26 protein-coding genes and 1 pseudogene are annotated in these 26,977 nt (G+C 74.7%); 10 read left to right on the top strand and 17 right to left on the bottom strand.

Annotated features, from left to right (window positions below):
• The 5 genes from ACLQ2V_RS09795 to ACLQ2V_RS09775 all read left to right on the top strand — a co-directional run.
• A partial coding sequence (locus ACLQ2V_RS09795) for a hypothetical protein (RefSeq protein ID WP_425718073.1) occupies window positions 1-518 on the top strand: 518 nt, incomplete at its 5' end.
• 108 nt (window positions 519-626) lie between these two features.
• On the top strand, window positions 627-1,067 hold the full coding sequence (locus ACLQ2V_RS09790) for a MarR family winged helix-turn-helix transcriptional regulator (protein WP_425718072.1): 441 nt from the start codon (window positions 627-629) through the stop codon (window positions 1,065-1,067).
• 128 nt (window positions 1,068-1,195) lie between these two features.
• A complete protein-coding gene (locus ACLQ2V_RS09785; protein ID WP_425718071.1) occupies window positions 1,196-2,893 on the top strand; it encodes an MDR family MFS transporter in 1,698 nt (565 codons plus the stop codon).
• A 7-nt stretch (window positions 2,894-2,900) separates the two neighbouring features.
• Window positions 2,901-3,398, top strand: a complete 498-nt coding sequence (locus ACLQ2V_RS09780; protein WP_425718070.1) for a universal stress protein — start codon at window positions 2,901-2,903, stop codon at window positions 3,396-3,398.
• A gap of 64 nt (window positions 3,399-3,462) precedes the next feature.
• On the top strand, window positions 3,463-3,990 hold the full coding sequence (locus tag ACLQ2V_RS09775; RefSeq protein ID WP_425718069.1) for a DinB family protein: 528 nt from the start codon (window positions 3,463-3,465) through the stop codon (window positions 3,988-3,990).
• Between the two features lie 14 nt (window positions 3,991-4,004).
• On the opposite strand, the gene ACLQ2V_RS09770 is transcribed toward ACLQ2V_RS09775, so the two are convergent.
• The 3 genes from ACLQ2V_RS09770 to ACLQ2V_RS09760 form a co-directional block, all read right to left on the bottom strand.
• Window positions 4,005-4,634, bottom strand: a complete 630-nt coding sequence (locus ACLQ2V_RS09770; protein ID WP_425718068.1) for an HAD family hydrolase — start codon at window positions 4,632-4,634, stop codon at window positions 4,005-4,007.
• Window positions 4,634-8,284: a chromosome segregation protein SMC gene (smc, locus tag ACLQ2V_RS09765; RefSeq protein WP_425718067.1), complete on the bottom strand. Its 3,651-nt coding sequence runs from the start codon at window positions 8,282-8,284 to the stop codon at window positions 4,634-4,636. The genes ACLQ2V_RS09770 and smc overlap by 1 nt, the downstream gene beginning before the upstream one ends.
• 291 nt (window positions 8,285-8,575) lie before the next feature.
• The gene (locus ACLQ2V_RS09760; protein ID WP_425718066.1) at window positions 8,576-8,770 is read right to left on the bottom strand and encodes a hypothetical protein; all 195 of its coding nucleotides are present in this window, start codon (window positions 8,768-8,770) and stop codon (window positions 8,576-8,578) included.
• A gap of 371 nt (window positions 8,771-9,141) precedes the next feature.
• Here ACLQ2V_RS09760 and ACLQ2V_RS09755 point away from each other — a divergent pair, with 371 nt between their 5' ends.
• On the top strand, window positions 9,142-10,548 hold the full coding sequence (locus ACLQ2V_RS09755; RefSeq protein ID WP_425718065.1) for a CAP domain-containing protein: 1,407 nt from the start codon (window positions 9,142-9,144) through the stop codon (window positions 10,546-10,548).
• A 144-nt stretch (window positions 10,549-10,692) separates the two neighbouring features.
• The gene (locus ACLQ2V_RS09750; RefSeq protein ID WP_425718064.1) at window positions 10,693-11,559 is read left to right on the top strand and encodes an endo alpha-1,4 polygalactosaminidase; all 867 of its coding nucleotides are present in this window, start codon (window positions 10,693-10,695) and stop codon (window positions 11,557-11,559) included.
• A 60-nt stretch (window positions 11,560-11,619) separates the two neighbouring features.
• Here ACLQ2V_RS09750 and ACLQ2V_RS09745 read toward each other — a convergent pair whose 3' ends face one another.
• The 12 genes and pseudogenes from ACLQ2V_RS09745 to ACLQ2V_RS09690 all read right to left on the bottom strand — a co-directional run bounded on the left by ACLQ2V_RS09745 (window position 11,620) and on the right by ACLQ2V_RS09690 (window position 23,872).
• Entirely contained in the window at window positions 11,620-13,119 is a 1,500-nt protein-coding gene (locus ACLQ2V_RS09745; protein ID WP_425718063.1) for an MFS transporter, read from the bottom strand.
• Between the two features lie 209 nt (window positions 13,120-13,328).
• Window positions 13,329-14,186: a bifunctional DNA-formamidopyrimidine glycosylase/DNA-(apurinic or apyrimidinic site) lyase gene (gene mutM, locus ACLQ2V_RS09740; RefSeq protein ID WP_425718062.1), complete on the bottom strand. Its 858-nt coding sequence runs from the start codon at window positions 14,184-14,186 to the stop codon at window positions 13,329-13,331.
• Window positions 14,187-14,367: 181 nt separating this feature from the next.
• Window positions 14,368-15,150, bottom strand: a pseudogene (gene rnc / locus ACLQ2V_RS09735) (ribonuclease III); the annotation flags it as partial.
• 112 nt (window positions 15,151-15,262) lie between these two features.
• Entirely contained in the window at window positions 15,263-16,246 is a 984-nt protein-coding gene (locus ACLQ2V_RS09730) for a phosphate acyltransferase PlsX (RefSeq protein ID WP_425718061.1), read from the bottom strand.
• Window positions 16,247-16,375: 129 nt separating this feature from the next.
• Window positions 16,376-16,549, bottom strand: a complete 174-nt coding sequence (gene rpmF / locus ACLQ2V_RS09725) for a 50S ribosomal protein L32 (RefSeq protein ID WP_377512453.1) — start codon at window positions 16,547-16,549, stop codon at window positions 16,376-16,378.
• Between the two features lie 5 nt (window positions 16,550-16,554).
• A complete protein-coding gene (locus tag ACLQ2V_RS09720) occupies window positions 16,555-17,118 on the bottom strand; it encodes a YceD family protein (protein WP_425718060.1) in 564 nt (187 codons plus the stop codon).
• Window positions 17,119-17,227: 109 nt separating this feature from the next.
• Complete coding sequence (locus ACLQ2V_RS09715) at window positions 17,228-17,725, bottom strand: hypothetical protein (protein WP_425718059.1); 498 nt, start codon at window positions 17,723-17,725, stop codon at window positions 17,228-17,230.
• 206 nt (window positions 17,726-17,931) lie between these two features.
• The gene (gene coaD / locus ACLQ2V_RS09710) at window positions 17,932-18,420 is read right to left on the bottom strand and encodes a pantetheine-phosphate adenylyltransferase (protein WP_425718058.1); all 489 of its coding nucleotides are present in this window, start codon (window positions 18,418-18,420) and stop codon (window positions 17,932-17,934) included.
• Window positions 18,417-18,980, bottom strand: a complete 564-nt coding sequence (rsmD, locus tag ACLQ2V_RS09705; protein ID WP_425718057.1) for a 16S rRNA (guanine(966)-N(2))-methyltransferase RsmD — start codon at window positions 18,978-18,980, stop codon at window positions 18,417-18,419. Before rsmD ends, coaD begins: the two co-directional genes overlap by 4 nt.
• A 75-nt stretch (window positions 18,981-19,055) precedes the next feature.
• On the bottom strand, window positions 19,056-19,985 hold the full coding sequence (locus ACLQ2V_RS09700; protein WP_425718056.1) for a serine hydrolase domain-containing protein: 930 nt from the start codon (window positions 19,983-19,985) through the stop codon (window positions 19,056-19,058).
• Between the two features lie 39 nt (window positions 19,986-20,024).
• Window positions 20,025-22,229 carry an ATP-dependent DNA helicase RecG gene (gene recG, locus ACLQ2V_RS09695; RefSeq protein WP_425718055.1) on the bottom strand — a complete coding sequence of 735 codons (2,205 nt, stop codon included), beginning with the start codon at window positions 22,227-22,229 and terminating at the stop codon, window positions 20,025-20,027.
• Window positions 22,226-23,872, bottom strand: a complete 1,647-nt coding sequence (locus ACLQ2V_RS09690; protein ID WP_425718054.1) for a DAK2 domain-containing protein — start codon at window positions 23,870-23,872, stop codon at window positions 22,226-22,228. The genes recG and ACLQ2V_RS09690 overlap by 4 nt, the downstream gene beginning before the upstream one ends.
• Window positions 23,873-24,091: 219 nt before the next feature.
• Between ACLQ2V_RS09690 and rpmB the strand changes: the two genes are divergently transcribed.
• On the top strand, window positions 24,092-24,283 hold the full coding sequence (gene rpmB / locus ACLQ2V_RS09685; protein ID WP_007075181.1) for a 50S ribosomal protein L28: 192 nt from the start codon (window positions 24,092-24,094) through the stop codon (window positions 24,281-24,283).
• Window positions 24,284-24,393: 110 nt separating this feature from the next.
• Here the strand turns inward: rpmB and ACLQ2V_RS09680 are convergent, their stop codons facing one another.
• Window positions 24,394-24,861, bottom strand: a complete 468-nt coding sequence (locus ACLQ2V_RS09680) for a GNAT family N-acetyltransferase (protein WP_425718053.1) — start codon at window positions 24,859-24,861, stop codon at window positions 24,394-24,396.
• Between the two features lie 28 nt (window positions 24,862-24,889).
• Complete coding sequence (locus ACLQ2V_RS09675) at window positions 24,890-25,828, bottom strand: thiamine-phosphate kinase (protein ID WP_425718052.1); 939 nt, start codon at window positions 25,826-25,828, stop codon at window positions 24,890-24,892.
• 200 nt (window positions 25,829-26,028) lie between these two features.
• Here ACLQ2V_RS09675 and ACLQ2V_RS09670 point away from each other — a divergent pair, with 200 nt between their 5' ends.
• Window positions 26,029-26,262: an Lrp/AsnC ligand binding domain-containing protein gene (locus ACLQ2V_RS09670; protein WP_013732068.1), complete on the top strand. Its 234-nt coding sequence runs from the start codon at window positions 26,029-26,031 to the stop codon at window positions 26,260-26,262.
• Window positions 26,263-26,886: a DUF3515 family protein gene (locus ACLQ2V_RS09665; RefSeq protein ID WP_425718051.1), complete on the top strand. Its 624-nt coding sequence runs from the start codon at window positions 26,263-26,265 to the stop codon at window positions 26,884-26,886.
• Window positions 26,887-26,977: the final 91 nt, after the last annotated feature.

The raw sequence follows: 26,977 nt of genomic DNA, 5'->3' as shown, positions 1-26,977 counted from the left end.
CCGGGATGCCCGACGGCTCCGCCCAGATCCTCATCGTCGGCGCCGACAACGGCATCTACCACGAGATCCGCCACCCCAATGGCAGCTGGAGCGGCCTGCAACCACTGGCCGGCGCGGGCACCTCCAGCACCGCCGCCGGCAGCCGCGTCGCCATCGCCGGGATGCCCGACGGCTCCGCCCAGGTCCTCATCGTCGGCGCGAACAACGTCATCCACCACCGCTCCCGCAACCCCAACGGCACCTGGACCCCCTTCTACCCCATCGCCGGCTACGGCACCCCGACCCCCGCCGCCGGCAAGGACATCGCCATCACCGGGATGCCCGACGGCTCCGCCCAGATCCTCATCGTCGGCGCCGACAACGGCATCTACCACGAGATCCGCCACCCCGACGGCAGCTGGAGCGGCCTGCAACCACTGGCCGGCCGGGGCACCCCCACCACCGCCGCCGGCAGCAGCGTCAGCATCGCCGGGATGCCCGACGGTGCCGCCCAGGTGACGATCGTCGGGCGGCGCTGACGAGGCCCCGTCCAAGGAATCCGGCGGGTGGAGCAGGGCTGAGGCGTCGCTTTCGATGGGTCGCCACCGACGGGTGAGACGCGTCACCGCGCGCCGTACGCTGATCGGGTGGACGAGCACCAGCCGGAGACCCTGCGGGCCGTGGAGCACGAGCTGACCGCGTTGCTGCGCCGTGGTCGGTCGCTCTCCTGGGAGATCGCCAAGGAGGTCCACCCGGACCTGGATCCCAACGCGTACGGGCTGCTGCTCTGGCTGCGCCGCTGCGACTCGATCCGGCTGACCGACCTGGCCGCCCGGCTGGGGGTCGGCAAGGGGACGCTGAGCAGGCAGATCAACGCGCTGGAGGCGCTGGGGCTGGTGCGCCGGGAGCCGGATCCGGACGATCGGCGGGCGGCCCCGCTGCGCCTCACCGACGAGGGGCGGCGGCGGTTCGACGCCGCCCGGTCGTCCCGGCTGGCGGAGTTCCGGCGCATCCTGGAGCGCTGGGCGCCGCAGGACGTGGCGCACTTCGCCCGGCTGCTGCACCAGTTCAACGACGCCCTGGACTGAGGCCGGCGTCGGGCCCCCGCCCGGTGTCCTGGGAATGGATCCCGCCCGCCGCTGGTTGTTGCTTTGCGCAACCAAGTCATATGGTTGCCCCCAGCAACTATTCTTCTCCCCCACCGGAGGCAGCCACGATGTCCCAAGCGACAGCGCCCAGCCGGGCGACCGGCGTCGACATGACCCACCGGCAGATCCTGGAGGCGCTCTCCGGGCTGCTGCTGGGCATGTTCGTCGCGATCATCTCCTCCACGGTCGTCTCGAACGCGCTGCCGAGGATCATCACCGAGCTGCGCGGCGGCCAGTCCGCGTACACCTGGGTGGTCACCTCCACCCTGCTGGCCACCACCGCGACCATCCCGCTCTGGGGCAAGCTCGCCGACCTGATCAGCAAGAAGGCCCTGGTCCAGCTCTCCCTGGTGATCTACGTGCTGGGCTCGGTGCTGGCCGGGCTGTCGCAGTCGACCGAGTGGCTGATCGGCTGCCGGGTGTTGCAGGGCATCGGCGCGGGCGGCCTCACCGCGCTGGCCCAGGTGATCATGGCCGCGATGATCTCGCCACGCGAGCGGGGCCGCTACAGCGGCTACCTCGGCGCGGTGATGGCCGTCGGCACCATCGGCGGCCCGCTGATCGGCGGCGTGATCGTCGACACCTCCTGGCTCGGCTGGCGCTGGTGCTTCTACGTCGGCGTGCCGTTCGCCCTCGCCGCCCTCGTGGTGTTGCAGAAGACCCTGCACCTGCCGGTGGTCCGCCGCGCGGTGAAGATCGACTGGTGGGGCGCCACCCTGATCACCGCCGCCGTGTCGCTGCTGCTGATCTGGGTCTCCCTCGCCGGCGACTCGTACGCCTGGATGTCCTGGCAGAGCGCCGCCATGGTGGTCGGGGCGCTGCTGCTCGGCGCGCTGGCGATCCGGGTCGAGACCCGCGCGTCCGAGCCGGTCATCCCGCCGCGGCTGTTCCGCAACCGCACCGTCACCCTGGCCACCGTCGCCAGCATCGCGGTCGGCGTCGGCATGTTCGGCGCGTCGGTCTTCCTCAGCCAGTACTTCCAGATCAGCCGGGGCCAGAGCCCGACCATGTCCGGCCTGATGACCCTGCCCATGATCCTCGGCCTGCTGATCTCCTCCACGGTCATCGGGCAGGTCATCACCCGCACCGGGCGGTGGAAGCGCTACCTGGTCATCGGCTCGGCGCTGCTCACCGTCGGCTTCGCCCTGATGGGCACCCTCCGCGCCGACACCGACTTCCGGCTGCTGAGCTGCTACATGGCCCTCATCGGCGTCGGGCTGGGCCTGACCATGCAGAACCTCGTCCTCGCCGTGCAGAACACCGTCGGCACGCGCGACCTGGGCGCGGCCAGCTCGGTGGTGGCCTTCTTCCGCAGCCTCGGCGGCGCGATCGGCGTCTCCGCCCTCGGCGCGGTGCTCGGCCACAACGTCAAGGGCCACATCACCGCCGGGCTCGCCGACCTCGGCCTGCCGGCCTCCGCCTCCGGCGGCGGCGCCCTGCCCGACGTGCACACCCTGCCCGGCCCGGTCCGCGCGATCGTGGAGAACGCCTACGGCCTCGGCGCCGGCGACGTCTTCCTCTTCGCCACCCCGTTCGCGCTGATCGCGCTGATCGCGGTGTGCTTCATCCGGGAGGTCCCGCTGCGCGAGCACAACGGCCCCACCCCGGAGGAGGTCGCGCGCGAGTCGGCGGCCGCCGCCGACCGGCAGTCGACGACCTTCGCGGGCAACCAGCGGCAGTCGACCGCCGCCGCCGAGCGCGACCGGAAGTCCCCGGTCACCGCCGGCCCCGGCGCGGCGCTGCTCCGCCCCGGCGACCGGAGCTGAGGACGCCATGAGCGCGGGAGCACCCCCGGACCGGCAGGAGTACGGCCCGGCGGCCCGGCCGCTGCCGTTCGAGCGCGGCACGGACGGGCCCCGGGTGGTGCTGGTCGGCGTCGACGGCACCCGCACCTCGCTGCGGGCCACCTCGTACGCGGCGGGGCTGGCCCGCCGGCAGGGCGCGGCGCTGGTGGTGGTCTTCGTCAGCTCACCGGCGCCGTACACGGCGATGATGCCGGGGCTGGTGGCCGAGTCCGTCCAGCGCACGCACGACGAGCTGGCCGCCGAGCTGCGCGAGGAGTGCCGCCGCGACGCCGAGGAGCTGGGCCTGCCGATCACGTTCCTGTGCCGGCGCGGCGACGCGTACGCCGAGTTGTGCGCGGCGGCCGACGAGACCCGCGCGGACCTGGTGGTGGTCGGCTCCTCCGAGCAGGCCGGGCACCGCCTGGTCGGCTCGGTCGCCACTCGCCTGGTCCGCACCGGCCGCTGGCCCGTCCTCGTCGTCCCGTGACGGGCGGGGCGCGGCGGCGATAACTCGATGGCCGAATGTCACAGGGTCCCCCCACAATGGCCCGATGACCTGGACAGCGCCGCAGATCACCCGCAACCACGAGCCCTACGTCGGCGACGAGCGCACCATGCTGGCGGGCTGGCTGGACTACCACCGGCAGACGCTGCTGCTCAAGTGCGCCGGCCTGACCGCCGAGCAGTTGAAGACCCCGAGCGTCGAGCCGTCGGGGCTGACCCTGCTCGGCCTGGTCCGGCACATGGCCGAGGTGGAGCGCTGGTGGTTCCGCATCCGGGCCGCCGGCCAGCAGCTCGACGACATCTACAACACCGAGGCCAGCCCCGACGGCGACCTGGACGACATCGCCGACGCCGACGCGGAGGCCGACTTCGCCACCTTCGCCGCGGAGGTCGAGGCCGCCCGGGCCACCGCCGCCGGGCTGTCGCTGGAGCAGACCTTCGCGCACCGCCGCGACAGCGGCGACGTCGAGATGAACGTCCGCTGGGTCTACGTGCACATGATCGAGGAGTACGCCCGGCACAACGGCCACGCCGACCTGATCCGCGAGCGCATCGACGGCGTCACCGGCGACTGACACCGTCGCCGCCGTCAGGAGCGTGCCGGCTCCAGCGCCGCCCGCAGGTAACGCAGCCCCGCCGGCCCGTCCCAGCGGTACGCCGACAGCCCGGCCGCCCGCGCGCCCCGGATCGCCCAGTCCTCGTCGTCGATGAAGAGCACCCTCGCCGGGGGCGTGGCCAGTGCGGCGCAGGCCGCCTCGAAGTACTCCTTCGCCGGCTTGTGCACCCCGACGACCGAGGAGTTGACCACCACGTCCAGCTCGTCGACCAGGCCCAGCGCGGCGAGGTCGGTGTCGAGCACGTCGGTGGCGTTGGTGCCCAGCCCCACCCGCACGCCGGCGGCCCGCACCTCGCGGACGAACGCCAGCACCTCGGGGTCGACCTCGCCCCGGTAGCGCTGCCACTGCTGCACCGCCGCGCGGGCGCGCTCCGGGCCGCCGGCCGCCTCGGCCAGCGCGTCGGCCACGCTGGCCATCCAGTCGGCGTGGCTGACCTGGCCGGTCAGCACCGGCTGGAGCCGCCCCCACTGCATGGCGATCTCGGTGAGCACGCCGGCGGAGAGGCCGTACTCCCGCTCCACGCCGGCGGCGACCGCCGGGTCCCAGCGCCGCAGCACCCCGTCGAAGTCCAGCAGGAGCGCCGTCGCGCGTTCCCGAGCCACTACGTGTTCTCCTCGTCGTCGCCTTGCCCGCCGGCACCGCCGCCGACGGCGGCGGGGGCGGGTCGGTCCGGTTCGCCGTCGGCCCGGTTGAGCCGCTGGCTGATCACCTGGGTGACCCCGCTGCGCATGGTCACCCCGTAGAGGGCGTCGGCGATCTCCATCGTCCGCTTCTGGTGGGTGATGACGATCAGCTGACTCTTCTCCCGCAACTGTGCCAGCAACGTGATCAATCTGCCCAGGTTGACGTCGTCGAGGGCCGCCTCCACCTCGTCCATGATGTAGAACGGGCTGGGCCGGGCCCGGAAGATCGCCACCAGCATCGCCACTGCCGTCAGCGAGCGCTCCCCGCCGGAGAGCAGCGACAGCCGCTTGATCCGCTTGCCCGGCGGGCGGGCCTCCACCTCGACGCCGGTGGCGAGCAGGTCGTCGGGCTCGGTGAGGATCAGCCGCCCCTCGCCGCCGGGGAAGAGCACCGTGAAGACCTGCTCGAACTCCCGGGCGGTGTCGGCGAACGCGCTGGCGAAGACCTCCAGGATCCGCTCGTCGACGTCCCGGACCACGGTGAGCAGGTCCCGGCGGGTGGCCTTGAGGTCCTCCAACTGCTCCGAGAGGAACGTGAAGCGCTCCTCCAGCGCGGCGAACTCCTCCAGCGCGAGGGGGTTGACCTTGCCGAGCAGGGCCAGCTCCCGCTCCGCCTTGGCGGCCCGCTTCTCCTGCACCGGGCGCTCGTAGCGGACCGGCTCGGGCACCGGCGTGCCGTCCCGCTCGGCCGCCGCCACGTCGGCCTGGGTCGGCGGCACGGGCTGCGCCGGGCCGTACTCGGCGACCAGGGTCTCCACGTCCAGCGCGAAGTCCTCGGCGGCCTTGGCCTCCAATTGCTCGATGCGCAGCCGCTGCTCGGCGCGGGCCACCTCGTCGCGGTGCACCTGGCTGGTCAGCCGCTCCAGCTCCGCGCCGAGGCGCTTCGCCGCGCCGCGTACCTCGGCCAGCTCGGCCTCCCGGGCGGCGCGTTCGCGCGCCACGGCGTCGCGGTCCTGCTCGGCCCGCGCGATGGAGGTGGTCAGCCGGGTCAGCGCCGCGCGGGCCCCGCCGGCCACCGCGGCGGCGATGTTCGCACCCCGGGCGCGGGCGGCGCGGCGGGCCGCCGCCCGCTCCCGCGCGGCCCGCTCGGCGCCGGCCTGCCGGCGCAGCGAGTCGGCGCGGCCGGCGATCGAGGAGACCCGCTCCTCGGCGGTACGCACCGCGAGCCGGACCTCCATCTCGTTCTGCCGGGCCCGGGGCACCGTCGCGGCGAGCTGGTCGCGTTCCTCGGTGGAGGGCTCGGCGTCGATGGGGGTCTCCTCGGCCAGCCGGAGCCGCTGCGCCAGCTCGGCCAGGGTGGCCAGGTCGCGTTCGCGGGCCGCCTCGGCACGGGCCCGGGACTCGCCGAGCCGATCGGCCTCCGCGCGGGCCGAGCGGGCGGCGGCGCCCAGCTCGGCGAGGCGGCGGGCGGCGGCGTTGCGGTGGCTCTCGGCCTCCCGCTTCGCGGCGGCGGCGTGCTGCACGGCCTCCTTGGCGGCGGCCACCTCGGCGCGGGCCTCGACGAGCTGGTCGCGCAGCTCGGCGGCGGAGTGCTCGGCGGCCGTGCGGTTGGCGCGGGCCTCCTCCACGGCGGCCTGCACCTCGATGAAGCTGGGCGCCTTGGCCGACCCGCCGGCCGCCGCGTACGCCCCGACGACGTCGCCGTCGGGGGTGACCGCGCGCAGCTCCGGGTTGCCGGCGACCAGGTCGGCGGCGGCGGCCAGGTCGGCGACCAGCGCCACGTCGCGCAGCGCCCGGTGCACGGCCGGGCGCAGCTCCGGCGCGCACTCGACCAGGTCGGGGGCCCACCGGGCGGCGTCGGGCAGCTTCGGGCGCAGCGCGTCGGCGGAGCCGGTCATGCCCGGCCCGGCGGGGCCGCCGACCAGCAGGCCGGCGCGGCCGGCGTCGGAGATCTTCAACAGCCGCATCGCCTCGACGGCCTCGTCGACGCCGGTGACGGCGACCGCGTCGGCGAGCCCGCCGAGCGCGGCGGCGAGCGCGGCGGAGTCCCCGGGGGCGACGGTGAGCAGGCTGGCCAGGCTGCCGAGCAGGCCGGGCACCTCGCCGGCGCGGGCCAGCAGCGCGCCCGCGCCGTCCTTGCGGCGCAGGCCGATGGCGAGCGCCTCCTCGCGGGCCTTCTGCGTCGCGGCCTCCTTCTCGGCGGCCCGCTCGGCGTCGGTGAGGGCCCGCGCGGCGGCCTGCGCCCGCTCCTGGGCGGCGACCGCCTCGGCGTGCCGGGCGTCCAGGTCGGCGTTGTCCCGGTCGGCCTCGGTGGACTGCTCGGCCACCGCGTCGAGGTCGGCCTGCGCCCGCTCGGCGCGGGTCGTCGCGTCGGCGTGCGCGGCGGCGAGCCGGTCGATCTCCTCACCGGCGCTGGTGGTGCGGGCCCGCGCCGAGTTCACCTGGCCGGTGAGTCGGGCCAGCCCCTCGCGCCGGTCGGCGATGGCCTTCGCGGCGGCGACCAGCTCCCGTTCGGCGGCGGCGAGCTGCCGCTCCAGCTCCTGGCGGTGCTCGACGGCCTCGGCGAGGCGGATCTGGTCGTCGGTGAGCGCGGCGCGCAGCTCCTCCTCCTGCTCGCCGATCCGCTCGGCCTCCGCCTCCAACTGGTCGGGGTCGCGGCCGGGGCGCTCGTCGTCGCCGGTGGCGCTGAGGTGACGCAGCCGTTCCCGGGCGAGCTGTTCGACGGAGCGGAACCGCTCGGAGAGCGCGGAGAGCTTGTACCAGGTGTCCTGGGCGGCGGCCAGCAGCGGCGCGTCGACGGCGAGGGCGGCCTCCAGCTCCCCGAGGCGGCCCTGCACCTGGGCGTGCTCCGCCTCGACCTGCTCGCGCCGCTCGCGCAGTGCGCTCTCGTCGGCGATCTCCTTGTCCAGGGTGGTACGCAGGGTGGCCAGGTCGTCGGCGAGCAGCCGCAGCCGGGCGTCGCGCAGGTTGGCCTGGATCGCGGCGGCGCGCCGGGCCACCTCGGCCTGGCGGCCCAGCGGCTTGAGCTGGCGGCGCAGCTCGGCGGTGAGGTCGGTGAGCCGGTTGAGGTTGGTCTGCATCGCGTCGAGCTTCCGCAGCGCCTTTTCCTTGCGCTTGCGGTGCTTGAGGACGCCGGCCGCCTCCTCGATGAACGCCCGCCGGTCCTCCGGCTTGGCGTGCAGCATCCCGTCGAGCCGGCCCTGCCCGACGATGATGTGCATCTCCCGGCCGATGCCGGAGTCGCTGAGCAGCTCCTGGATGTCGAGCAGGCGGCAGGAGTCGCCGTTGATCTCGTACTCGCTCTCGCCGGAGCGGAACATCCGGCGGGTGATGGAGACCTCGGTGTACTCGATCGGCAGCGCGCCGTCGGTGTTGTCGATGGTGAGGGTGACCTCGGCCCGGCCCAGCGGCGCCCGCCCGGCGGTGCCGGCGAAGATGACGTCCTCCATCTTGCCGCCGCGCAGCGCCTTCGCGCCCTGCTCGCCGAGCACCCAGGCGATGGCGTCGACGACGTTGGACTTGCCGGAGCCGTTCGGGCCGACCACGCAGGTGATCCCCGGTTCCAGCTTCAGCGTCGTCGCGGAGGCGAAGGACTTGAACCCCTTCACCGTCAGGCTCTTGAGATACACCTTCTCGATCCTCGTCCGGTGGCCACCGACCGCCGTGGGCTGCGCGGACCTGGTGAACCCGCAGACTAACCCGGTGCCGCCGGGGAGGGGACACGCGACCCGCCCCGGATCACCGCAGGACGCCGACGGCCTACCTGCGCGGACCCGGCGGATCAGCGGACGCCACGATGATCAATTATTCAAGATCGGGAAATGGTGATCGACAAATGCTCCGGACATGGCTGCGCGCCGGCACACGAGTGTCGGCGCGCGATTTTCCGTGCTGCGATTCAGTTGTCGACTAACTGAAGATCAGGTCAACGCCGGCTCGGCCAGACGAAGCAGGTCGTCCGCCTCCGCCGCAGCCGCCGCGAGCCGATCGTTCTCGGCGCGCAGACGGGTGATCTCGAACTCCAGCGTCTGAACCCTGGACCGCAGCCGGGTGACCTCGTCGAGCAGTCGTCGATCGGACGCTGCACCTACGTGGCCGTAGAGGGCCTTCGCCATAACTGACTCCTTGATATGCGCTGCCGGAAAGGCCGGACCAACGCGCGCCCACGTGTTCGCGGCTCTCATTCCCAGAAACTGGGCATGACCGGGCGCGACTGGCGACACCTATATATTGAGCGCTGACCCCTCATTCGTCAAGTTCCCGCAGGCCGTAGATCATCTCTACGTCGGCCCGGGCCACTCGTCGGGGGCTGCCATCAGGCACGGACACACTCTGTCCGGACCAGGTAACTGTACGCCAGGATTCGCCGGATCGGATCCCCGCGCGAGCCGGACTCGCTTAACTCTTCCTTAGCCACGTTGCCGCGCCTCGCGTGGCGACCGTACGTTCAGTTCGGCCCGCAACCGAGCGCATGGAGGCGACAGGCGTGTACGGCTCGAGCGACCCGAACGACCCGGAGAACGCCCGCCGGCACCAGGACCGACCGACCGACGAGCCCGCCTGGCTGACCGAGCGGCCCGAACCACGGTCGGCGTACCTCTTCGGCGACGAGCCCGGCGACCGGCCGCACGTCGACCCGTACCGCGCGGAGCCGACCGACCACGCGCACGTCGACCCGTACCGCGCGGAGCCGACCGACCACGCGCACGTCGACCCGTACCGCGCGGAGCCGGGCGAGCGGCCGTGGGCCGGACAGCAGCCCACCGTGCGGTGGGAGCAGCCGGCGCAGGAGCCCTGGCGCGAGGAGCCCACCGGCCGGTGGCAGCCCCAGGGCGAGCCTCGGCGACCGGACGACCTGCCGTCGTGGCCCCCGGCCGGGCCCGGGCAGGAGCAGCCGGCCGGGCAGTGGGGTCCCGAGCCCGTCGACGAGCCGTCGTTCCGCCCCGCCGACACCGGATACGGCCACGCCGTCCCGTTCGACGGTCGCGGGCACGCCGCCTCCTTCGACGGTTCCCGTGGCCCGGAGCGGACCCGGGCAGTCCCCGTCGTCGGGCGGGCGGGGTCGGCCGGCGACGGCCGGTGGGTGGGGCTCGCGGCGTACCGGCCCGACGGCGCCGGTGACCCGCCCGGTGACGGGCGACGTCGCCGGGAGCGCCGCATCCCGCGTCCGCTGCTGATCGGCGGGGCCGCCGCGGCGGCCACCCTGGTGGTCGGCCTCGGCGTCGGCACCCTGGTCCTGCCGGACGGGGGCAGCCCGCGCACCGCGCCGGCCGCCGACACCGCCCCCGCCCTGCCCATCGCCCCCGGCGACGTCCTCGCTTCGACCCCGGCCAGCCCGAGCGCCTCCCCCTCGCCGAGCGCCTCGCCCACCAGCGCCCGGCCGTCGCCCACCCCGAGCCGGACGGTGCGGCCGACCCGGACGCCCAGCCGGCCCACGGCCGCGTCGCGGGGCGGCCAGCGCGCCACCAGCAAGCCGACGGCCGGCGCCCCCGGCACCCCGGCGGCGGGCACCGGCAGCCAGACCCAGCAGGTCGTCAACCTGGTCAACGCCGAGCGGGCGAAGGCCGGCTGCGGCGCGGTGAAGGTCAACAGCAAGCTGACCGCCGCCGCCCAGGCGCACAGCCAGGACCAGGCAGACCACAGGAAGATGTCGCACGACGGCAGCGACGGCAGCGGCGTCGACGAGCGGCTCGCCCGGGTCGGCTACGCCTGGCGCGCGTACGGCGAGAACGTCGCCTGGAACCAGCAGACCCCGGCCGCGGTGATGAGCGCCTGGATGAACAGCTCCGGACACCGGGCCAACATCCTGAACTGCTCCTTCACCCAGATCGGCGTCGGCGTGGCGACCAGCAACGGGCCGTACTGGACGCAGGACTTCGGCACCCCGCGCTGAACCGGCCGCACGTGACCCCCGCCGCGACGACGAGTCGTGACGGGGGTCACGCTCGTTGCACCGGGTGAGGCCCGCCGGGGCGGTCGTGGGGGCGGCGGGTCCGCACCGGGCGGCCGGGGGCCGCCCGCTACCCGGGAGCTGCCGATGCGGATTCGGCTGCCGCCGTCCGGCGTCGGACGTGGGCCGCGCCGGCTGCTGCGGGCGCTCGTCGCGCTGACGCTGCTCACCACGTCGTACGGCTGCCGGGCGGACCTGGTCCCGCCGGGCGCGCCCACCCCGTGGCCGACCGGCTCGGCCCGGCACTGGCGCTGGCAGTGGCAGCTCACCGGCCCGCTCGACACCACCGTCGAGGCCGACGTGTTCCTGCTCGACCCGGTGCGCGCCACCGCCGCCGAGACCACGGCCCTGCGCGCCCGGGGCCGCCGGCTGGTCTGCCGGGTCGCCGTCGGCTCGTACGCCGGCACCGACCCGGACGCCGACCGCTACCCGGCGGCGGTGCGCGGCGCGACCGGCCCCCGACCGGGCACCAGCTGGGTGGACGTGCGGCGGTGGGACGCGCTGGAGCCGATCCTCGCCGACCGGCTGCGGCTGTGCCGGGGCAAGGGGTTCGGCGCGGTGGCGGTGGCCGACGCCGACGGGTACGCCCACCGCACCGGCGGCGACTTCGACGATCAACTGGCGTTCAACCGGCGGGTGGCCGGGCTGGCCCGCGCGCTGGACCTCTCCCCCGGGCTGCTCGGCGACACCGCGCAGGTGGCCGCCCTGGAGCCGGACTTCGACTTCGCCGTCGACGAGGAGTGCGTCCGGCTGGGCCGGTGCGCGAAGCTGCTGCCGTTCGTCGACGCCGGCAAGCCGGTCTTCCACGTCGAGTACACCGGCGACCCGGCCGACTTCTGCGTGACCACCCTCGGGTACGGCCTGGTCTCGATCCGCAAGGACCGCGAGCTCGACGCGTGGCGGGCGGCGTGCCCGGCCGCCCCGGGGCCGGACCCGACGCCCGACCGGAAGTGATCACGACGACGCCGCCCCCGGGCACGTGGGCGGGGGCGGCGTCGCGGACGGGTGCCGGTGTCAGCCGGTGGCCGCCGGGGTCCCGGCGGCCGACGCGCCGCGCTGCCGGGGCACCCCGGCCTCCTCGGCGCTCAGCGGGGTCGCCAGCTCCTCCAGCGACTTGCCCTCGGCCTTGACGCCGAGGATCAGCTCGACGACGCCGCCGGCGATCATCACGCAGGCGCCGATGACGAAGGCGAGGACGGTGTCGCCGACCTGGCCGCTGCCGACCAGCTTCGAGAAGAGCAGCGGGCCGGTGATCCCACCGGCGGCGGTGCCGATGGCGTAGAAGAACGCGATCGCCATGGCCCGGGTCTCCATCGGGAAGATCTCGCTGACCGTCAGGTACGCCGCGCTGGCTCCCGCCGAGGCGAAGAAGAGCACCACGCACCAGCAGGCGGTCATCGTGGTCGCGCTGAGCACGCCCTCGTTGAAGAGCCAGGCGGTGCCGAGCAGCAGCACACCGGAGATGATGTACGACCCGGCGATCATCGGCACCCGGCCGACCGTGTCGAAGAGCCGCCCCAGCAGCAGCGGGCCGAGCAGGTTGCCCACGGCGATCACCGCGAAGTAGTAGCCGCTGTTGCCCGTCGGCACGTCGAAGAAGGTCTCCAGGATCTGCGCGAAGCCGAAGGTGATGGCGTTGTAGAGGAACGCCTGCCCGATGAAGAGCGAGAAGCCGAGGACGGCGCGCTTGGGGTACCGGGCGAAGAGCGTCTTCGCGATGGTCAGGAAGCCGGTGCTGCGGCGCTGCCGGATCTCGATGTAGCTGTCGGCCTCGTCCAGGGGGCGGCCGGTCTCCCGGGCCACCTCCTGCTCGACGGAGTCGACCAGCCGCTCGGCCTCCTCGCCCCGGCCGTGGATGAACAGCCACCGTGGACTCTCCGGGACGTGCCGGCGGACCAGCAGGATCACCACGCCCAGCACCGCGCCGAGGCCGAACGCCACCCGCCAGCCGACGCCGGTGGGCAGGCCGTTGAGCAGCGGCACGGTCAGCAGCGCGCCCAGCGCCGCGCCCAGCCAGAAGGTGCCGTTGATGATGATGTCGATGCGGCCCCGGTGCCGGGCCGGGATCAGCTCGTCGATGGCGGAGTTGATCGCGGCATACTCGCCGCCGATGCCCATGCCGGTGATGAACCGGAACAGGAAGAACCACCAGGTGTCGAAGGAGAGCGCGGTCATGGCGGTGGCGACCAGGTAGACGCCCAGCGTCAGCAGGAAGAGCTTCTTGCGGCCGAAGCGGTCGGTGAGCCAGCCGAAGAAGAGCGCCCCGGTGCACGCGCCGGCCACGTAGAGGGCGGCGGCCAGGCCGGTGACCTGACTCTGGGTGATGTCCAGCCCGCTGCCCGGCTCGGCCAGCTTGCCGGAGAGGTTGCCGACGATGGTGACCTCGAGGCCGTCGAGGATCCACACCGTGCCGAGACCGATGACGATCATCCAGTGCCAGCGGGACCACGGCAGCCGGTCGAGCCGGGCGGGCACGTTGGTCCGTACGGTGCCGGTCTGCACGTCGGCGCTCATGGCCGGCTCCGGCGGGGTTCGGGTTCGTCCGGGGCGCCGGCCCGAGGGCCGCCCACCGGCGTGCGCTCTGCGTCCATGGAGGGGCCAGTTGCCCACCATGGACGAAGTTAATCCTGCTGTCACATCGACGGGACACCCCGCTCCGGGCGGCCGATCCGCCCCGCCCGGAGAACCGGCTGGTGAGCGGGGCGGGGTGGCGGCCCGCCCGGTCAGCCCCGGGCCGCGACCCGGGGTCGGGGCTGGCAGCGCGGGCAGCTGTACGAGGAGCGGTTCATGAACGCCTCCCGGCGCAGCGGCGCCCCGCACCGTCGGCACGGCTCACCCTCGCGGCCGTAGGCGTTGAGCTCCCGGTCGAAGTAGCCGCTCTCGCCGTTGACGTTGACGTAGAGGGCGTCGAAGCTGGTGCCGCCCTGCGCGATGGCCTCGCCGAGGACGTCGCGGACGTGGCCGAGCAGCCGCAGCGCCGCCGGCGAAGTCAGCGCGTCGGTCGGCCGGCAACCGTGCAGCTTCGCCCGCCACAGCGCCTCGTCGGCGTAGATGTTGCCGACCCCGGAGATCAGGGTCTGGTCGAGCAGGGCCCGCTTGACCTCGGTACGCCGGCGGCGCAGGGCGGCGACGAAGGCCTCGTCGGAGAACTCCGGGTCCAGCGGATCACGGGCGATGTGCGCGATCTCGGCCGGCAGCTCGGCCCCGTCGGCGGAGACCGCCAGCCCGCCGAACGTGCGCTGGTCGACGAAGCGCAGCTCGGGGCCGTCGTCGGCGAACCGGAACCGGACCCGCAGGTGCAGCTCGTCGGCCGCCTCGGCCGGCTGGAGCAGCAGTTGCCCGGACATGCCGAGGTGGCCGACGATGGCGTCGCCGCTGTCCAACGGCAGCCACAGGTACTTGCCACGCCGCCGCACGTCGCGGACCGTCCGCCCGGCCAGCACGTCGGCGAAGTGCCCAGGACCGGCCAGGTGCCGGCGGATCGCCCGCGGGTGGCGCACCTGCACCTCGGCGATCCGGCGGCCGGTGACCCACTGGGCCAGCCCCTGCCGGACGGTCTCGACCTCGGGCAGCTCAGGCACGGCCCGCCTCGTCGGGTGCTCCGGCCTGCGCCGGACCGCCGTCGACCGGGGCCAGCGCCGCGCGGTCCACGATGCCCGGGTCGTCGACCGCGCCGCCGGCACCGGACGGCTCCCCCGCGCCCGCACGGAGCACGGAGGGGGCGGCGGCATCGGCCCCGGCGGCGGAGGGCTCGGCGGCGTCGGCCCCCACGCCCGCGTCGGCCGGCTCGGCTGTGGACGGGTCGGTTGTGGACGGCTCCGACTGCTCCCGGCCGGGCTGCGCGGTCAGCTCGCGCCAGGCCGACTCGGCGGCCCGCTGCTCGGCCTCCTTCTTGGTGCGCCCCTCCGCCCCGCCGTAGCGGTTGCCGGCGACCACCACCCAGGCGGTGAACGTCTTCAGGTGATCCGGGCCGGTGCCCTCGATCCGGTACTCCGGCACGCCCAGCCCGAGCGCGGCCGTCAGCTCCTGGAGGCTGGTCTTCCAGTCCAGCGCCGCGCCCCGCCCCGCCGACTCCGCCATCAGCGGGTCGAAGAGCCGGCGGATCACCTCGGTTGCGGTGTCCAGGCCGTACTGCAGGTAGATCGCGCCGAGTAGGGCCTCCAGGGTGTCGGCGAGGATGCTCGCCTTGTCCCGGCCGCCGGTGCTCTCCTCGCCCTTGCCCAGCAGCAGGTACGCGCCGAGCCCGGCCGGGCCGAGCCCGCGCGCCACGTCGGCGAGCGCCCGCATGTTGACCACGCTCGCCCGCAGCTTCGCCAACTGCCCCTCGGGCAGGTCGGGGTGGTTGCGGAAGAGCGCGGTGGTGACCACCACGCCGAGCACCGAGTCGCCGAGGAACTCCAGCCGCTCGTTGGTGGGCAGCCCGCCGTTCTCGTACGCGTACGAGCGGTGGGTCAGCGCGCGTTCCAGCAGCTCCGGGTCCAGTGAGACCCCGAAGGCGGCCTCGAGGTGGCCGACGGGGGCACGCCGCCGCTTGTCGTTGTTCATGATGCGGTTACCTCTTCGTTCGCGACTGGGCGGGCCGCGCGCGACCCGCTCCCCGGTCGGCGGCGCGGGGACACCCGGCCGGTCGGGGCGGGACGGGCGGCGGGACGGGTGGTCACAGGGCCACCTCGGTGTCGGTGGGATGGTCGGCGGGCTCCCCCTGCTCCCTGACGGCTGCGGGGGCGCCGGCGAGCAGCGCGGCGACCTTCTCGATGGCCCGGCGACGCCACAGGTGCGCGGCGAGCGCGATGCCGGAGGCGACGTCCTCGCCCTGGGCCGCGCCGTGGCACACCACCACCGTGCCGGCGACCCCGAGCAGCGCGGCGGCCCGGGGGACGCCGCCCCTCGCCGGTGGCCCGCCGGCCATCGCGTACGCGCCCTCGATCGCCTTGAGCAGCACGTTGCCGGTGAAGCCGTCGGTCACCACTACGTCGGTGCGGGTGCCGGAGGCGACGTCGTACCCCTCGGCGAGGCCGACGTAGCGCGCACCGTGCGGCAGCGTCGCGGCGGCCAGCAGCGGATCGGCGGCACGGCGCAGCCGATCCCCCTTGCCGGCCTCGGTGCCCACGGAGAGCAACCCCACCCGGGGTCGCACCACCGCGTGCGCGACGGCCGCGTAGGCCGCCCCGAGCACGGCGTGCCGGGCCAGGGTGGCGGGGCCGGGTTCCAGGGAGCCGCCCACGTCGAGCAGCACCACCGGGCCGGCGACCGCCGGCAGGGTGGCGACCAGCGCCGGCCGTCGCACGTGCGGCCAGCGGCCTAAGCCCAGGGCGGCGGCCGTGACGGTGGCGCCGGTCGCGCCGGCCGAGACCAGCGCGTCGGCGGCACCCTCCCGGACGGCGGTGACCGCCGCCCGCACGGTGCTCTCCGCCCGCGCGGCGACGGGATGGTCGGCCATCCCGACTGCGGTGCGCACCGGCCGGACCGTGACCCGGGCGCGGTGCGCCGGCTCGAGGGCACCGAGCAGCCCCTCGGCGACCTCGGTGGGGCCGACGAGCAGCAGGTGCAGGCCCGGATCTGCGCGCAGGGCCCGCAGAGCGCCGTCAACCACGACGGCGGGAGCATCGTCCCCGCCGAGGAGGTCAACGGCGATCCGCACGGTGCCCGGCTCCGTCGCGACGCCGGCCGTAACGGGCCGGCCGACGTCGGCGGGAGCCGGGGCACCGGACGATCGCCAGGATGCGCGCGCCACCCGACCGGACGTCGGGGGCGTCACTCGGCGTCCAGGTCAGACCTCGATGACCTGGCGGCCGTTGTACGTGCCGCAGACGGAGCACGCCGCGTGCGGCAGCTTGGGGGACTTGCACTGCGGGCAGGCCACGGTCGCCACCACGGCCGCCTTCCAGTTCGCCCGGCGGGACCGGGTGTTGCTGCGCGACATCTTGCGCTTCGGGACGGCCACGGTTCCTACTCCTCTGTACGGTTCAGTTGCGACAGGCTCGCCCACCGCGAGTCGATCTGCTGGTGACTGTGGTCGGCCGGCAGATCGTCCCAGTGCACCCCACACTCGGGGCACAGGCCTGGGCAGTCCTCCCGGCAGAGCGGGTTGGTCGGCAGCATGAGCACCACCGCATCCCGCAGCGCCGGCTCCAGGTTGATCAGGTCGTCCTGGATCCGGCCCAATTCGTCCTCGTCGGTCGTTTCGTCCGTGGTGCTGCCCTCGTACGCGTACAGCTCCTGGATGTTCACCACCAACGAGTCGTCGATCTCGCGCAGGCAGCGACCGCACTCGCCCCGGACGTGACCGCTGACGGTCCCCGAGACGAGCACGCCCTCGGACACCGACTCCAGCCTCAGGTCGAGGTCGAGGTCCGCGCCCTCCGGCACGCCGATCAACTCCACGCCGAGGTCCGCCGGTGCCGGGACGACCCGCCGCAGCGTACGCAACGCGCCAGGGCGACGCGGCAGGTCCCTCGTGTCGAGGACCAGCGGCGCCTTGGGGTTGAGTGATGAAGGCGAGTGCTTGGGCATAGTCAGACTCCGGCCGGTGAGAGGCCGACAAAACAGGTTACCTGGGCGACCGCCGGACCGTCGAACCGGGGGCGACGCCCGACCCGCCTGCCGGCTGCTGAGGTGCCGCTCAGAAGGGTAGCGGGCGATCCGCCTCGTCCCCACCGAAGGTGCCTATCTCACGTAGCGCGTGCATCTTGTCCCGGCCGCGTTCGATCGAGGCGAGCGCCCGGGTGAGGAACTGCTCGAAGTTCGCCAGGGCGGTGTCGACGTAGTCGTCCACCTCCTCGCGCAGCCGCTGGGTCTCGGCCCGCGCCTCGGCGATGATCCGCGCGCCCTCGTGCTCGGCGGAGACGGTGATCTCGTTCATCGAGACCAGCCGGGCGTGTTCCGCCTCACCCTCGCTGATGATCCGGTCGGCCTCCCGCTTGCCCGCCTCCATGATCTTGTCCCGCTCGGCGAGCAGGACGGCGGCCCGGCGCAGGTCGGCGGGGAGCTCGGCGCGCAGCTCGTCGAGGGCGGCGATCATCTCACCCCGGTCGACCATGCAGTTGTTGCGCGACATCGGGACGGAGCGGGCCTGCTCCACCATGGCGATCAGTTCGTCGATGCGATCGAGCGGGTCCACCGGTCCTCACTCCTGTCGTTCGTCGGCCGACCTACATGATGCGGGACGGCCGGGTTCCCGCTCGCCCCATCATGTCGCGCCCGAGCCACCGCCCGCCGATCCACCCCCGCCCGGCGCGTCGTGTCGCGTCGTGGCCTTGTCACCGCAGCGGGTGGCGCGGCCGTTCGCCGCCGCAGCCGGTGGCGTGGGGAGCCAGGCGCGGTGGCTCAGGCGGGCGGGGGCGGGCCGAGGCGGGCCTGTAGCGCCTCCCGGACCAGGTCCGGGACGTGGGAGGAGACGTCGCCGCCCCACTTCGCCACGTCCTTGACCAGGCTGGAGGAGAGGAAGGAGTAGAGCGGGTTGGTGGGCATGAAGAGCGTCTCCACGCCGGCCAGCCCCATGTTCATCTGGGCCATCTGGAGCTCGTAGTCGAAGTCACTCACCGCCCGCAGGCCCTTGACCAGCACGCTGGCCTGCTGGGCCCGGCAGAAGTCGACCAGCAGGCCCCGGAACGACGCCACCCGCACGTTGCCGTACGAGGCCGTCACCTCCCGAAGCATGTCGATCCGCTCCTCGACGGTGAACAGGCCGCTCTTCGACTGGTTGACCAGCACTCCGACGATCACCTCGTCGAAGAGTCGGGCGGCCCGCCCGATGATGTCGAGGTGTCCATTGGTGACCGGGTCGAAGGAGCCGGGGCACACCGCACGTCTCATGAGCGGCGACCGTACCAAAGAATGGTCTCGCCGTAGCGCCGGCTGCGCTCGCCGGTGATGCCCTCCGCCCAGCCGAGGGGGCCGGTGCGGCTGGAGCGTTCCACCACCACCAGGGCGTCGGCCGCCAGCCAGCCGCCGCCGACCAGCGCGGCCAGCATCGCGGTGACCTCGGCGTCGGGCACGGCGTACGGGGGGTCGGCGAAGACCACGTCGTACGCCTCGCCGTCCGGCCCGGCGGCCAGCACCGTGGCGACCTTCCCGGTGACCAGCCGGGCGGCCGGGGCGGCCCGCAGCGCGGCGATGTTCTCCCGGACCACCCGGGCGGCCCGGGGGTCGGACTCGACCAGCAGCACGTGCTCCGCCCCCCGCGACAGCGCCTCCAGCCCGACCGCGCCGGACCCGGCGTACAGGTCCGCGAAGCGCGCCCCGGCGAGGTCGACGTGGGCCTGCACGGCGCTGAAGAGCGCCTCGCGCACCCGGTCGGAGGTGGGTCGGGTGCCGGCGCCGGGCGGCGCGGCGATCCGCCGGCCACCGAGCGTCCCGGCCACGATCCGGGTCACCGCCTGCTCCTGCTCATGCCCCGACGCTACGCGACCGGATCGCCGGGGGCTGCGGTGCGGCGGGCCGGGCGCCGTTCAGTCGACGGCCAGGAACCGCGCCACGAGGGTCCCGTCCAGCTCCTCCTCGTTGGTCAGCAGGACCAGCCGCCGGTCCCGGTCCGGCTGCCAGGCGACGTAGGACTGGAAGCCCGCGTTCTGCCCCGAGTGGTGGATCGCCGGCTCTGCGCCCAGCGGGCCGACGAAGCAGCCGTACCCGTACGCCTGACCGGTGCCGGTCGGCGCGTGCGGGGTGACCATCCGCGCCACCGAGGCGGCACCGAGCAGCCGGGCGTCCCGCAGGCCGTCCAGCCAGCTCAGCAGGTCCTCGGCGGTGCACCAGACGTCGCCGGCGCCCATGCTCACCGTGTCCAGGTCCCAGGATCCCACCGCCCGGCCCGCGACGTGTCCCGTCGCGACGTGCTCGCGGCCCACGCCGCTGCCGGCGAAGCTGCCGGTCAGGCCCAGCGGCGCGAAGATCTCCTCCGCCAGGAAGTCCCGGTACGGCCGGTCGGCGGCCCGCTCGACCGCGCGGGCGAGCAGGACGTACCCCGGGCTGCTGTAGTGCCAACCCGCGCCGGGGGCGAAGAGCGGCGCTAGTGCGCGGAAGCGGGCGAGCAGTTCGTCGGGGTCGATGGCCGCCGCCAGGTCGAGCTGCGCGTACTCCTCCCAGTGCCCGAGGCCCGAGGTGTGGGTGAGCAGGTGGTGCAGGGTGATGGGCCGCCAGGCCGGCGGGCAGTGGGGCACCCACCGGTCGATGGGGTCGGCCACGTCGAGCCGCCCCCGCTCGGCGAGGAGCAGGACGGCCGCGGCGGCCATGTTCTTGCTGATCGAGGCGATCTGGAAGCGGGTCCGGGCCGAGCAGGCTCGACCGGTGCTGTCGTCGGCCAGGCCGGACACCTCGTCGACGACACGCCGGTCGCCCCGGGCCAGCAACACGGCTCCACGATGGAGGGAGGCGATGGGCATCGGTCAAGCCTAGGGCCCCACGACCGGGCGGACCCGGGGTCAGCCCTTCTCCAGGTACTCCGCGCGCTCGGAGTCGACCAGGGCGGCCACCGAGGCGGCCAGCGCCGGGTGGCGCGCCAGCTCCGGGTCGGACTCGATCAGCTCGATCGCCTCGATCCGGGCCTCGCGGATCAGGTCGGCGTCGCGGAGCAGCGACAGCAGCCGCAGGTGCGAGCGCCGGCCGGACTGGGTGGCCCCCAGCACGTCGCCCTCCCGGCGCTGCTCCAGGTCGAGCTCGGCGAGCTTGAAGCCGTCGGTGGTGGAGGCCACCGCGTCGAGGCGTTCCCGGGCCGACGAGCCCTCGGCCGCCTCGCTGACCAGCAGGCAGAGCCCCGCCGCAGAGCCCCGCCCCACCCGGCCGCGAAGCTGGTGCAGCTGGGAGACGCCGAACCGGTCGGCGTCCAGCACGATCATCACGGTCGCGTTGGGCACGTTCACGCCGACCTCGATGACCGTGGTGGCGACGAGCACGTCCAGGTCGCCGGCGGCGAAGGTGCGCATCACCGCGTCCTTCTCGTCGGCCGGCAGCTTGCCGTGCAGGACGCCGATCCGCAGCCCGTGCAGCGGCCCCTCGGCCAGCAGCGGGGCGACCTCGGTCACCGCCAGCGGCGGCCGGCGACCGTTGTCGTCCTCCCGGGGCGGCTCCTCCTCGCTGGCCGGGCCCTCGCCGATGCGGGGGCACACCACGTACGCCTGGTGGCCGGCGGCGACCTCCTCGCGCAGCCGACGCCAGGCCCGGTCCAGGAAGGCGGGCTTCTCGCTGGCCGGCACCACGTGCGAGGCGATCGGCGAGCGCCCCTGCGGAAGCTGGGAAAGCGTCGACGTCTCCAGGTCGCCGTAGACGGTCATCGCCACCGTGCGCGGGATCGGGGTGGCCGTCATCACCAGCACGTGCGGCGGCTGCTCGGCCTTGGCGCGCAGCGCGTCGCGCTGCTCCACGCCGAAGCGGTGCTGCTCGTCGACCACGACCAGGCCCAGGTCGGCGAAGTCCACCCCCTCGTAGAGCAGGGCATGGGTGCCGAGCACGATCCCGGCCCGGCCGCTGGCCACCTCGGCCAGGGCCTGCCGGCGGGCCGCCGCGCCCAGCGAGCCGGTGACCAGCTCGACCCGGGTGGCGTCGTCGGCCGCGCCCAGCTCACCGGCGCGGGCCAGCGGGCCGAGCAGGTCCAGCATCCCCCGGTGGTGCTGGGCGGCGAGCACCTCGGTCGGGGCGAGCAGCGCCGCCTGCCCGCCGGCGTCGACCACCTGGAGCATCGCCCGCAGCGCCACCACCGTCTTGCCGGAGCCGACCTCGCCCTGCAACAGCCGGTGCATCGGGTGGGCGGTGGCCAGGTCGGCGGCGATCTCCGCGCCGACGGTGCGCTGCCCGGCGGTCAGCTCGTACGGCAGCCGGGCGTCGAACGCCTCGAGCAGCCCGCCGGGGCGCGGCGGCCGGGCCTTCGCCGGCCAGGCGGCGGCCCGGTGCTTGCGCTGCACGAGGGTGAGCTGCACGGCGAACGCCTCGTCCCACTTGAGCCGGTGCCGGGCCCGGTAGAGGTTTTCCTTGCTGGTCGGGCGGTGGATCTCGGGCAGCGCGGTGCCGATGCCGACCAGCTTGCGGCTGGCCCGCAGGCTCGCCGGCAGCGGGTCCTCCGGCGGGGTGAGGGTGTCCAGCACCACCCGCACGCAGCGGGCGATCACCCAGGTCGGCACGGCGGCGGCGGCCGGGTAGACCGGGATCAGCGCCCCGGCGAACTCCTCGACCTCCTCGTTGGCCGCCGCCTCGCCGTCGACGGCGTCCCCGAGCAGCACGTACTCCGGGCCGTTGAGCTGGCGCTTGCCCCGGAACTCGGTGACCTTGCCGGCGAAGAGCCCCCACCGGCCGGGGCGCAGCTCCCGCTCCCGCCACGCCTGGTTGCCGAAGAAGGTGCAGGTCAGCACCCCGCCGGAGGCGTCGCCGACGGTCACCTCCAACAGGCTGCCCCGGCGCTGGCGCATCGGCCGCACCGTGGTCTTCTGCACCTGGGCCAGCACGGTGACCTGCTCGCCGACGTCCAGCGAGCGGATGTCGGTGTGCTCGCCGCGCTCGTCGTAGCGGCGGGGGAAGTGGTAGACCAGGTCACCGGCGGTGTGCAGGTCGAGGTGGGCGGCCAGGGCCTTGGCCGTCCTCTCGCCGACCAGCTTCTTCAGCGGGGTGTCGACCGTGGTCGGCTCGGACGTCGTCATTCGACCCCCACCAGGAGCGGATAGTGCGGTTGACCGCCCGGGTAGGCGTGGACCTCCACGAAGGGCCAGCGCCGGGCGAGGTGCGCGCGGACGGCGTCGGCCAGCCCGTCGGGGGCGTCGGCCCCGGAGAGCAGGGTGACCAGCTCGCCGCCGCCGCCGAGCATCCGGTCGACCACGGCGGAGCAGGTGTCGGCGAGGTCGACGCCGATCAGGTGCACCTCCCCCTCGACCAGGGCGAGCACGTCGCCGGGGCGGCACGGGCCGGCGACGGTCAGCGCCTCCCGGCTGGCCCAGCAGACCTCGGCGTACCGGCAGGCGCCGGCGGCCTCGGCCATGGCGATCACGTCGTCGGCGAAGCGGCGCTCCGGGTCGCGCACGGCGAGCGCGGCCAGCGCCTGCACCGGCGAACGGGTCGGCACCACGCTGACCTTCACCCCCCGGGCGTGCGCCTCCCTGGCGGCGACGCCCGCCACGGCCTGGGTGTTCGGGTCGTTGGGCAGCACCACCACCCGCCCCGCCCCGGTGGCCAGGATCGCGTCGAGCAGCTCACCGGCGGAGGGGTTGCCCGGCACCACCGTCGCCCCCTCGCCGGTGAGCAGCTCCGCGATGCCCGCGCCGGAGGCGACCACCACGGCCGCCCGCGCGTCGCGCCCGGCGCTGGCCGGCGCGGCGAGCGGCAGCGGCGCGGCAGGCGGGGCCGGCGCCGGCTGGTCGGCGAAGCGGGTCACCGAGATCCGGTACGGCCGGCCGGCCGCCACCCCCGCCTCGATCGCCGCCCCGACGTCGTTGACGTGCACGTGCACGTTCCAGGTGCCGGACGCCTCCGCCCCGTCGCCGACCACCACCAGCGAGTCGCCGAGCCCGGCCAGGGTCTGTCGCATCCGCTCGACCGCCTCGGCGTCGGCGTCGAGCAGGAACTGCACCTCGTAGGCGTACTCCTCGGAGCCGGTCTCGCGCACGGCCGTGGCCGGCGGGCGGACCCGACGCGGCGCGGGCGCGGGCCGCTGCGGGCTCTCCCCCGTGATGACCTCGACCAGCGCGTCCAGCAGCAGGCAGAGCCCCCGGCCGCCGGCGTCGACCACGCCCGCGCGGGCCAGCGCCGGCAACTGCTCGGGGGTGCGGGCCAGGGCGCGGGCCGCCGCGCCCGCCGCCGCGCCCGCGACGGTGCGCAGGTCGTCGCTGTCCGCCGCGTCGGCCGCCCGGGCCGCCGCCGCCACCACGCTGAGCAGGGTGCCCTCGACGGGCCGGGCCACGGCGGCGTACGCGGCGGCGGCGGCGTCGCGCAGCGCGGCGGCGAGCTGGCGGCCCCGCACCACCGGCACGGCGGCCAGGGCCTCGGCGAGGCCGCGCAGGATCTGCGACAGGATCACCCCGGAGTTGCCCCGCGCGCCGAGCAGCGCCCCGCGCGCCATCAGCCGCAGCGCGTGCCCGTGCGGCATGGCGTCACCGTCGCCGACGGTCGCCCGGTCCATCGCCAGGGCCTGCTGGGCCGAGGTGAAGGTGAGCACCAGGTTGGTGCCGGTGTCGCCGTCGGGCACCGGGTAGACGTTGAGGTCGTCGATCTCCCCCTGGTGCCGGCGCAGCGCGGCCAATCCGCCCGCGCACCAGCGGCGCACCGCGGCGGCGTCGAGGGTGTCCAGCACGGCGAGAAGCCTACTGGCGCACACCGACACGCGCCCGGGGCGACCGCCGACGCCCGGCGTGTCCCACCCGGCACCCCGGTGGTGTGACCACTTCCACAGCGGTCGCCCTCGACAGGGGCGGTTGGGCAGGCCGGGGATCCATCGGGTAACCTGACCAGGTTGCCCAGGGCGGAGCTCTGGTTGGCGACCCCATGAACGTATCAATCCCAGGAGTATCCCGTGGCTAGCGTGTGCGACGTCTGTGGCAAGGGGCCGGGCTTCGGCCACAACGTGTCCCACTCGCACCGGCGGACCAACCGCCGCTGGAACCCGAACATCCAGTCGGTGCGTACCCCGGCCGGTGGTGGCACGACCAAGAAGCTGAAGGTCTGCACCTCCTGCATCAAGGCCGGCAAGGTCACCCGCGCCTGACGCGGTAGCGCCGAGCTCAACCTTCGTCGACAAGCCGGCGGGCCCCACGGGGTCCGCCGGCTTTTCGTGCCCGCCGCTCGCCGCCCGCCGCCCGGCGTGGGGCGGCGGGTCTACAGGGTGCGGGCGAAGGAGACGCAGCCCGGGAAGTCGCGGTAGAACCCGAAGTTCGGGATGCGTTCGTACCCGGCCGAGGTGTACATGGCGATCGCCTCGGGCTGTTTGTCCCCGCACTCCAGCACGAGCCGCTTGCGCCCGTGCTCGCGCGCCGACCGCTCGACGGCCGCCAGCACCGCCCGCGCCACGCCCCGCCCCCGCGCCTCGGGGCTGGTGTACATGCGCTTGAGCTCCGCGGTGCCCCCGTCGTCGCCGTGGCTGCGCCAGCCGCCGCACCCCACGGGCCGCCCGGCCAGGTAGGCGACGAGGAACTCCCCGTCCGGCGGGGCGAACTCCGCGGCGTCGACCGGGGTGTCGTCCCCGCTGCCCCCGTACCGCTGGCCCAGGTCGGTCAGGGCGGCCCGGATGAGCCGCTGCGCCTCCGGCGAGTCGAAGCGGGCCGCGCGGATCTCGATCTCCCTCACGGATCGAGGATATGTCGCTGACCAGCGCCTACCGGAAGTGGTCCCAGCCGGCCGGGCCCTCGTGCGGTGCGCCGTCCACGGTCACCCCGCCACCGGCGACCACCCGGCCGACCGGCCGCCACGGCGCGGGCAGGGCCACCGCCGGGGGGAAGCTCGCGGCCAACGCGTGGTCGTCGCCGCCGGTGAGGATCCACGAGTACGGGTCGACCCCCAGCGCCTGTGCGGCGTCGCTCATCTGCCGGGGCACCTCGAAGGCGTCCCGGCGCACGTCGATGCCGACCCCGCTGGCCTTCGCCACGTGCCCGAGGTCGGCCAGCAACCCGTCCGAGATGTCGATCATGGCGGTGGCACCGAGCCGGGCGGCCAGTGGCCCCGCCGGGTACGGCACCTCGGGCCGCCGATACGCCTCGACCAGCAGCTTCGGGGTGCGAAAGCCCCGGGAGAGCACGGTGTACCCGGCGGCGGCGTACCCGCTGCGGCCCGCCACGGCCACCACGTCCCCCGGTCGGGCCCCCGAGCGCAGCACCGGGGCCAGGCCGCCCAGGTCACCGAGGGCGGTCACCGCGATGGTCAGCGTCGGGCTGGCGGACATGTCGCCGCCGACCACGCCCGCCCCGACCGTGCCGGCCTCGGCGGCGAGCCCGTCGGCCAGCTCCTCCGCCCAGCAGGGGTCCAGGTCCGCCGGCATGCAGAGCGCCACCAGCAGGGCCGTCGGGGTGGCGCCCATCGCCGCGATGTCGGCCAGGTTCGCCGCCGCCGCCCGGTGCCCCACGTCGCGGGCGCTGGACCAGTCGCGCCGGAAGTGCCGCCCCTCGACCAGCACGTCGGTCGACGCGGCGACCCGGCCGTCCGGCGTGGCCAGCACCGCCGCGTCGTCGCCGGGGCCGAGCAGGCAGGCCGCCCCCTGGGGCAGCCGGGCGGTCACCCGGTCGATCAACCCGAACTCACCGATCCCGGCCACGCTCATGCCCGTCCCCCGTCGTGCCCGTGCCTGTGCCTGTGCCCCTGCCCGGTTCCGGTCCGGGGCCGAGACATCCGCCACCCGCCGTCGCGCTCGTCGCGCTCGCTCACCGCTTCTCCTTGCCCGCCAATAGGGTTCCGACCTGCTCCGTAAGGTAGTTTCACCCTTCGGGCCGCCCACGGGCGGCGACGGACGGAGGTCGAGTCGTGGTACAGGCGTACATCCTCATCCAGACCGAGGTCGGTCGGGCGCGTGACGTGGCCGGCCTGATCGCGGACCTTCCCGGCGTGGTCCGGGTCGACGCCGTCACCGGCCCGTACGACGTGGTCGTGCTCACCGAGGCGAACACCGTCGACGAGCTCGGCAAACTCATTGTCAGCAACGTGCAGATGGTGCCCGGCATCACCCGCACGCTCACGTGTTCGGTGGTGCGCCTGTAGATGGACGAGAAGCTCACCTCCCCCGCCGGGGGGCCCGACGAGACTCCGGCCCCGGCCCGCCCGGACCGGGGCACCCGCAACGCCGCGCTGCTGGCCGCCCTGGTCGCGGTGCCGGTCACCGTGGCCGTGGCCAGCTTCACCTTCGCCAAGCTCTCCCCGGACGGCCCGGCGGCGCAGCCGAGCCCCTCGGCGACCAGCGCCCGCCCGCAGTCGACCGCCGCCGTCGAGATGGCCGCCCCCAAGCTGGCCACCCGGGCGGAGACGGTCTGCCGCGCCCTGGTCTCGCAGCTCCCGGCGACCCTGCGGGAGCTGCCCCAGCGGCCGGTCACCGCCGGCCCGGAGCAGAACGCCGCCTACGGCGACCCGGCGCTGACGATCGACTGCGGCGGCACCGAGCCGGCCCCGGAGCAGACCGAGGACGTCTGGGTCGTCAACAAGGTCTGTTGGTACGCGGCCGAGGGGCCGGACGCGACCGTGCTCACCACCCTGGACCGGGAGACCGCCGTGCGGGTCACGGTCCCCCGCTCGTATGACTCCGCCCTGCAATGGGTGAGCCCGATCTCCGACGTGGTCCTCGCCTCGGTGCCCTCCGGCGGCGACACCCCGGGCGGCTGCACGGGCTGACCGCCCGCACGGGTGGTGCGCCGGGATGCGCCGGCCGGCTACGCCCGGCCCCGACCGCCCGCCCGGCCCCGACCGCCCGCACGCGCCGACC

The organism is Micromonospora sp. DT233 (assembly GCF_049841815.1).
Classification (GTDB): Bacteria; Actinomycetota; Actinomycetes; order Mycobacteriales; family Micromonosporaceae; genus Micromonospora.
Note: the sequence above shows the minus strand (reverse complement) of the source record. Positions and strands in the feature narration are given on the sequence as shown.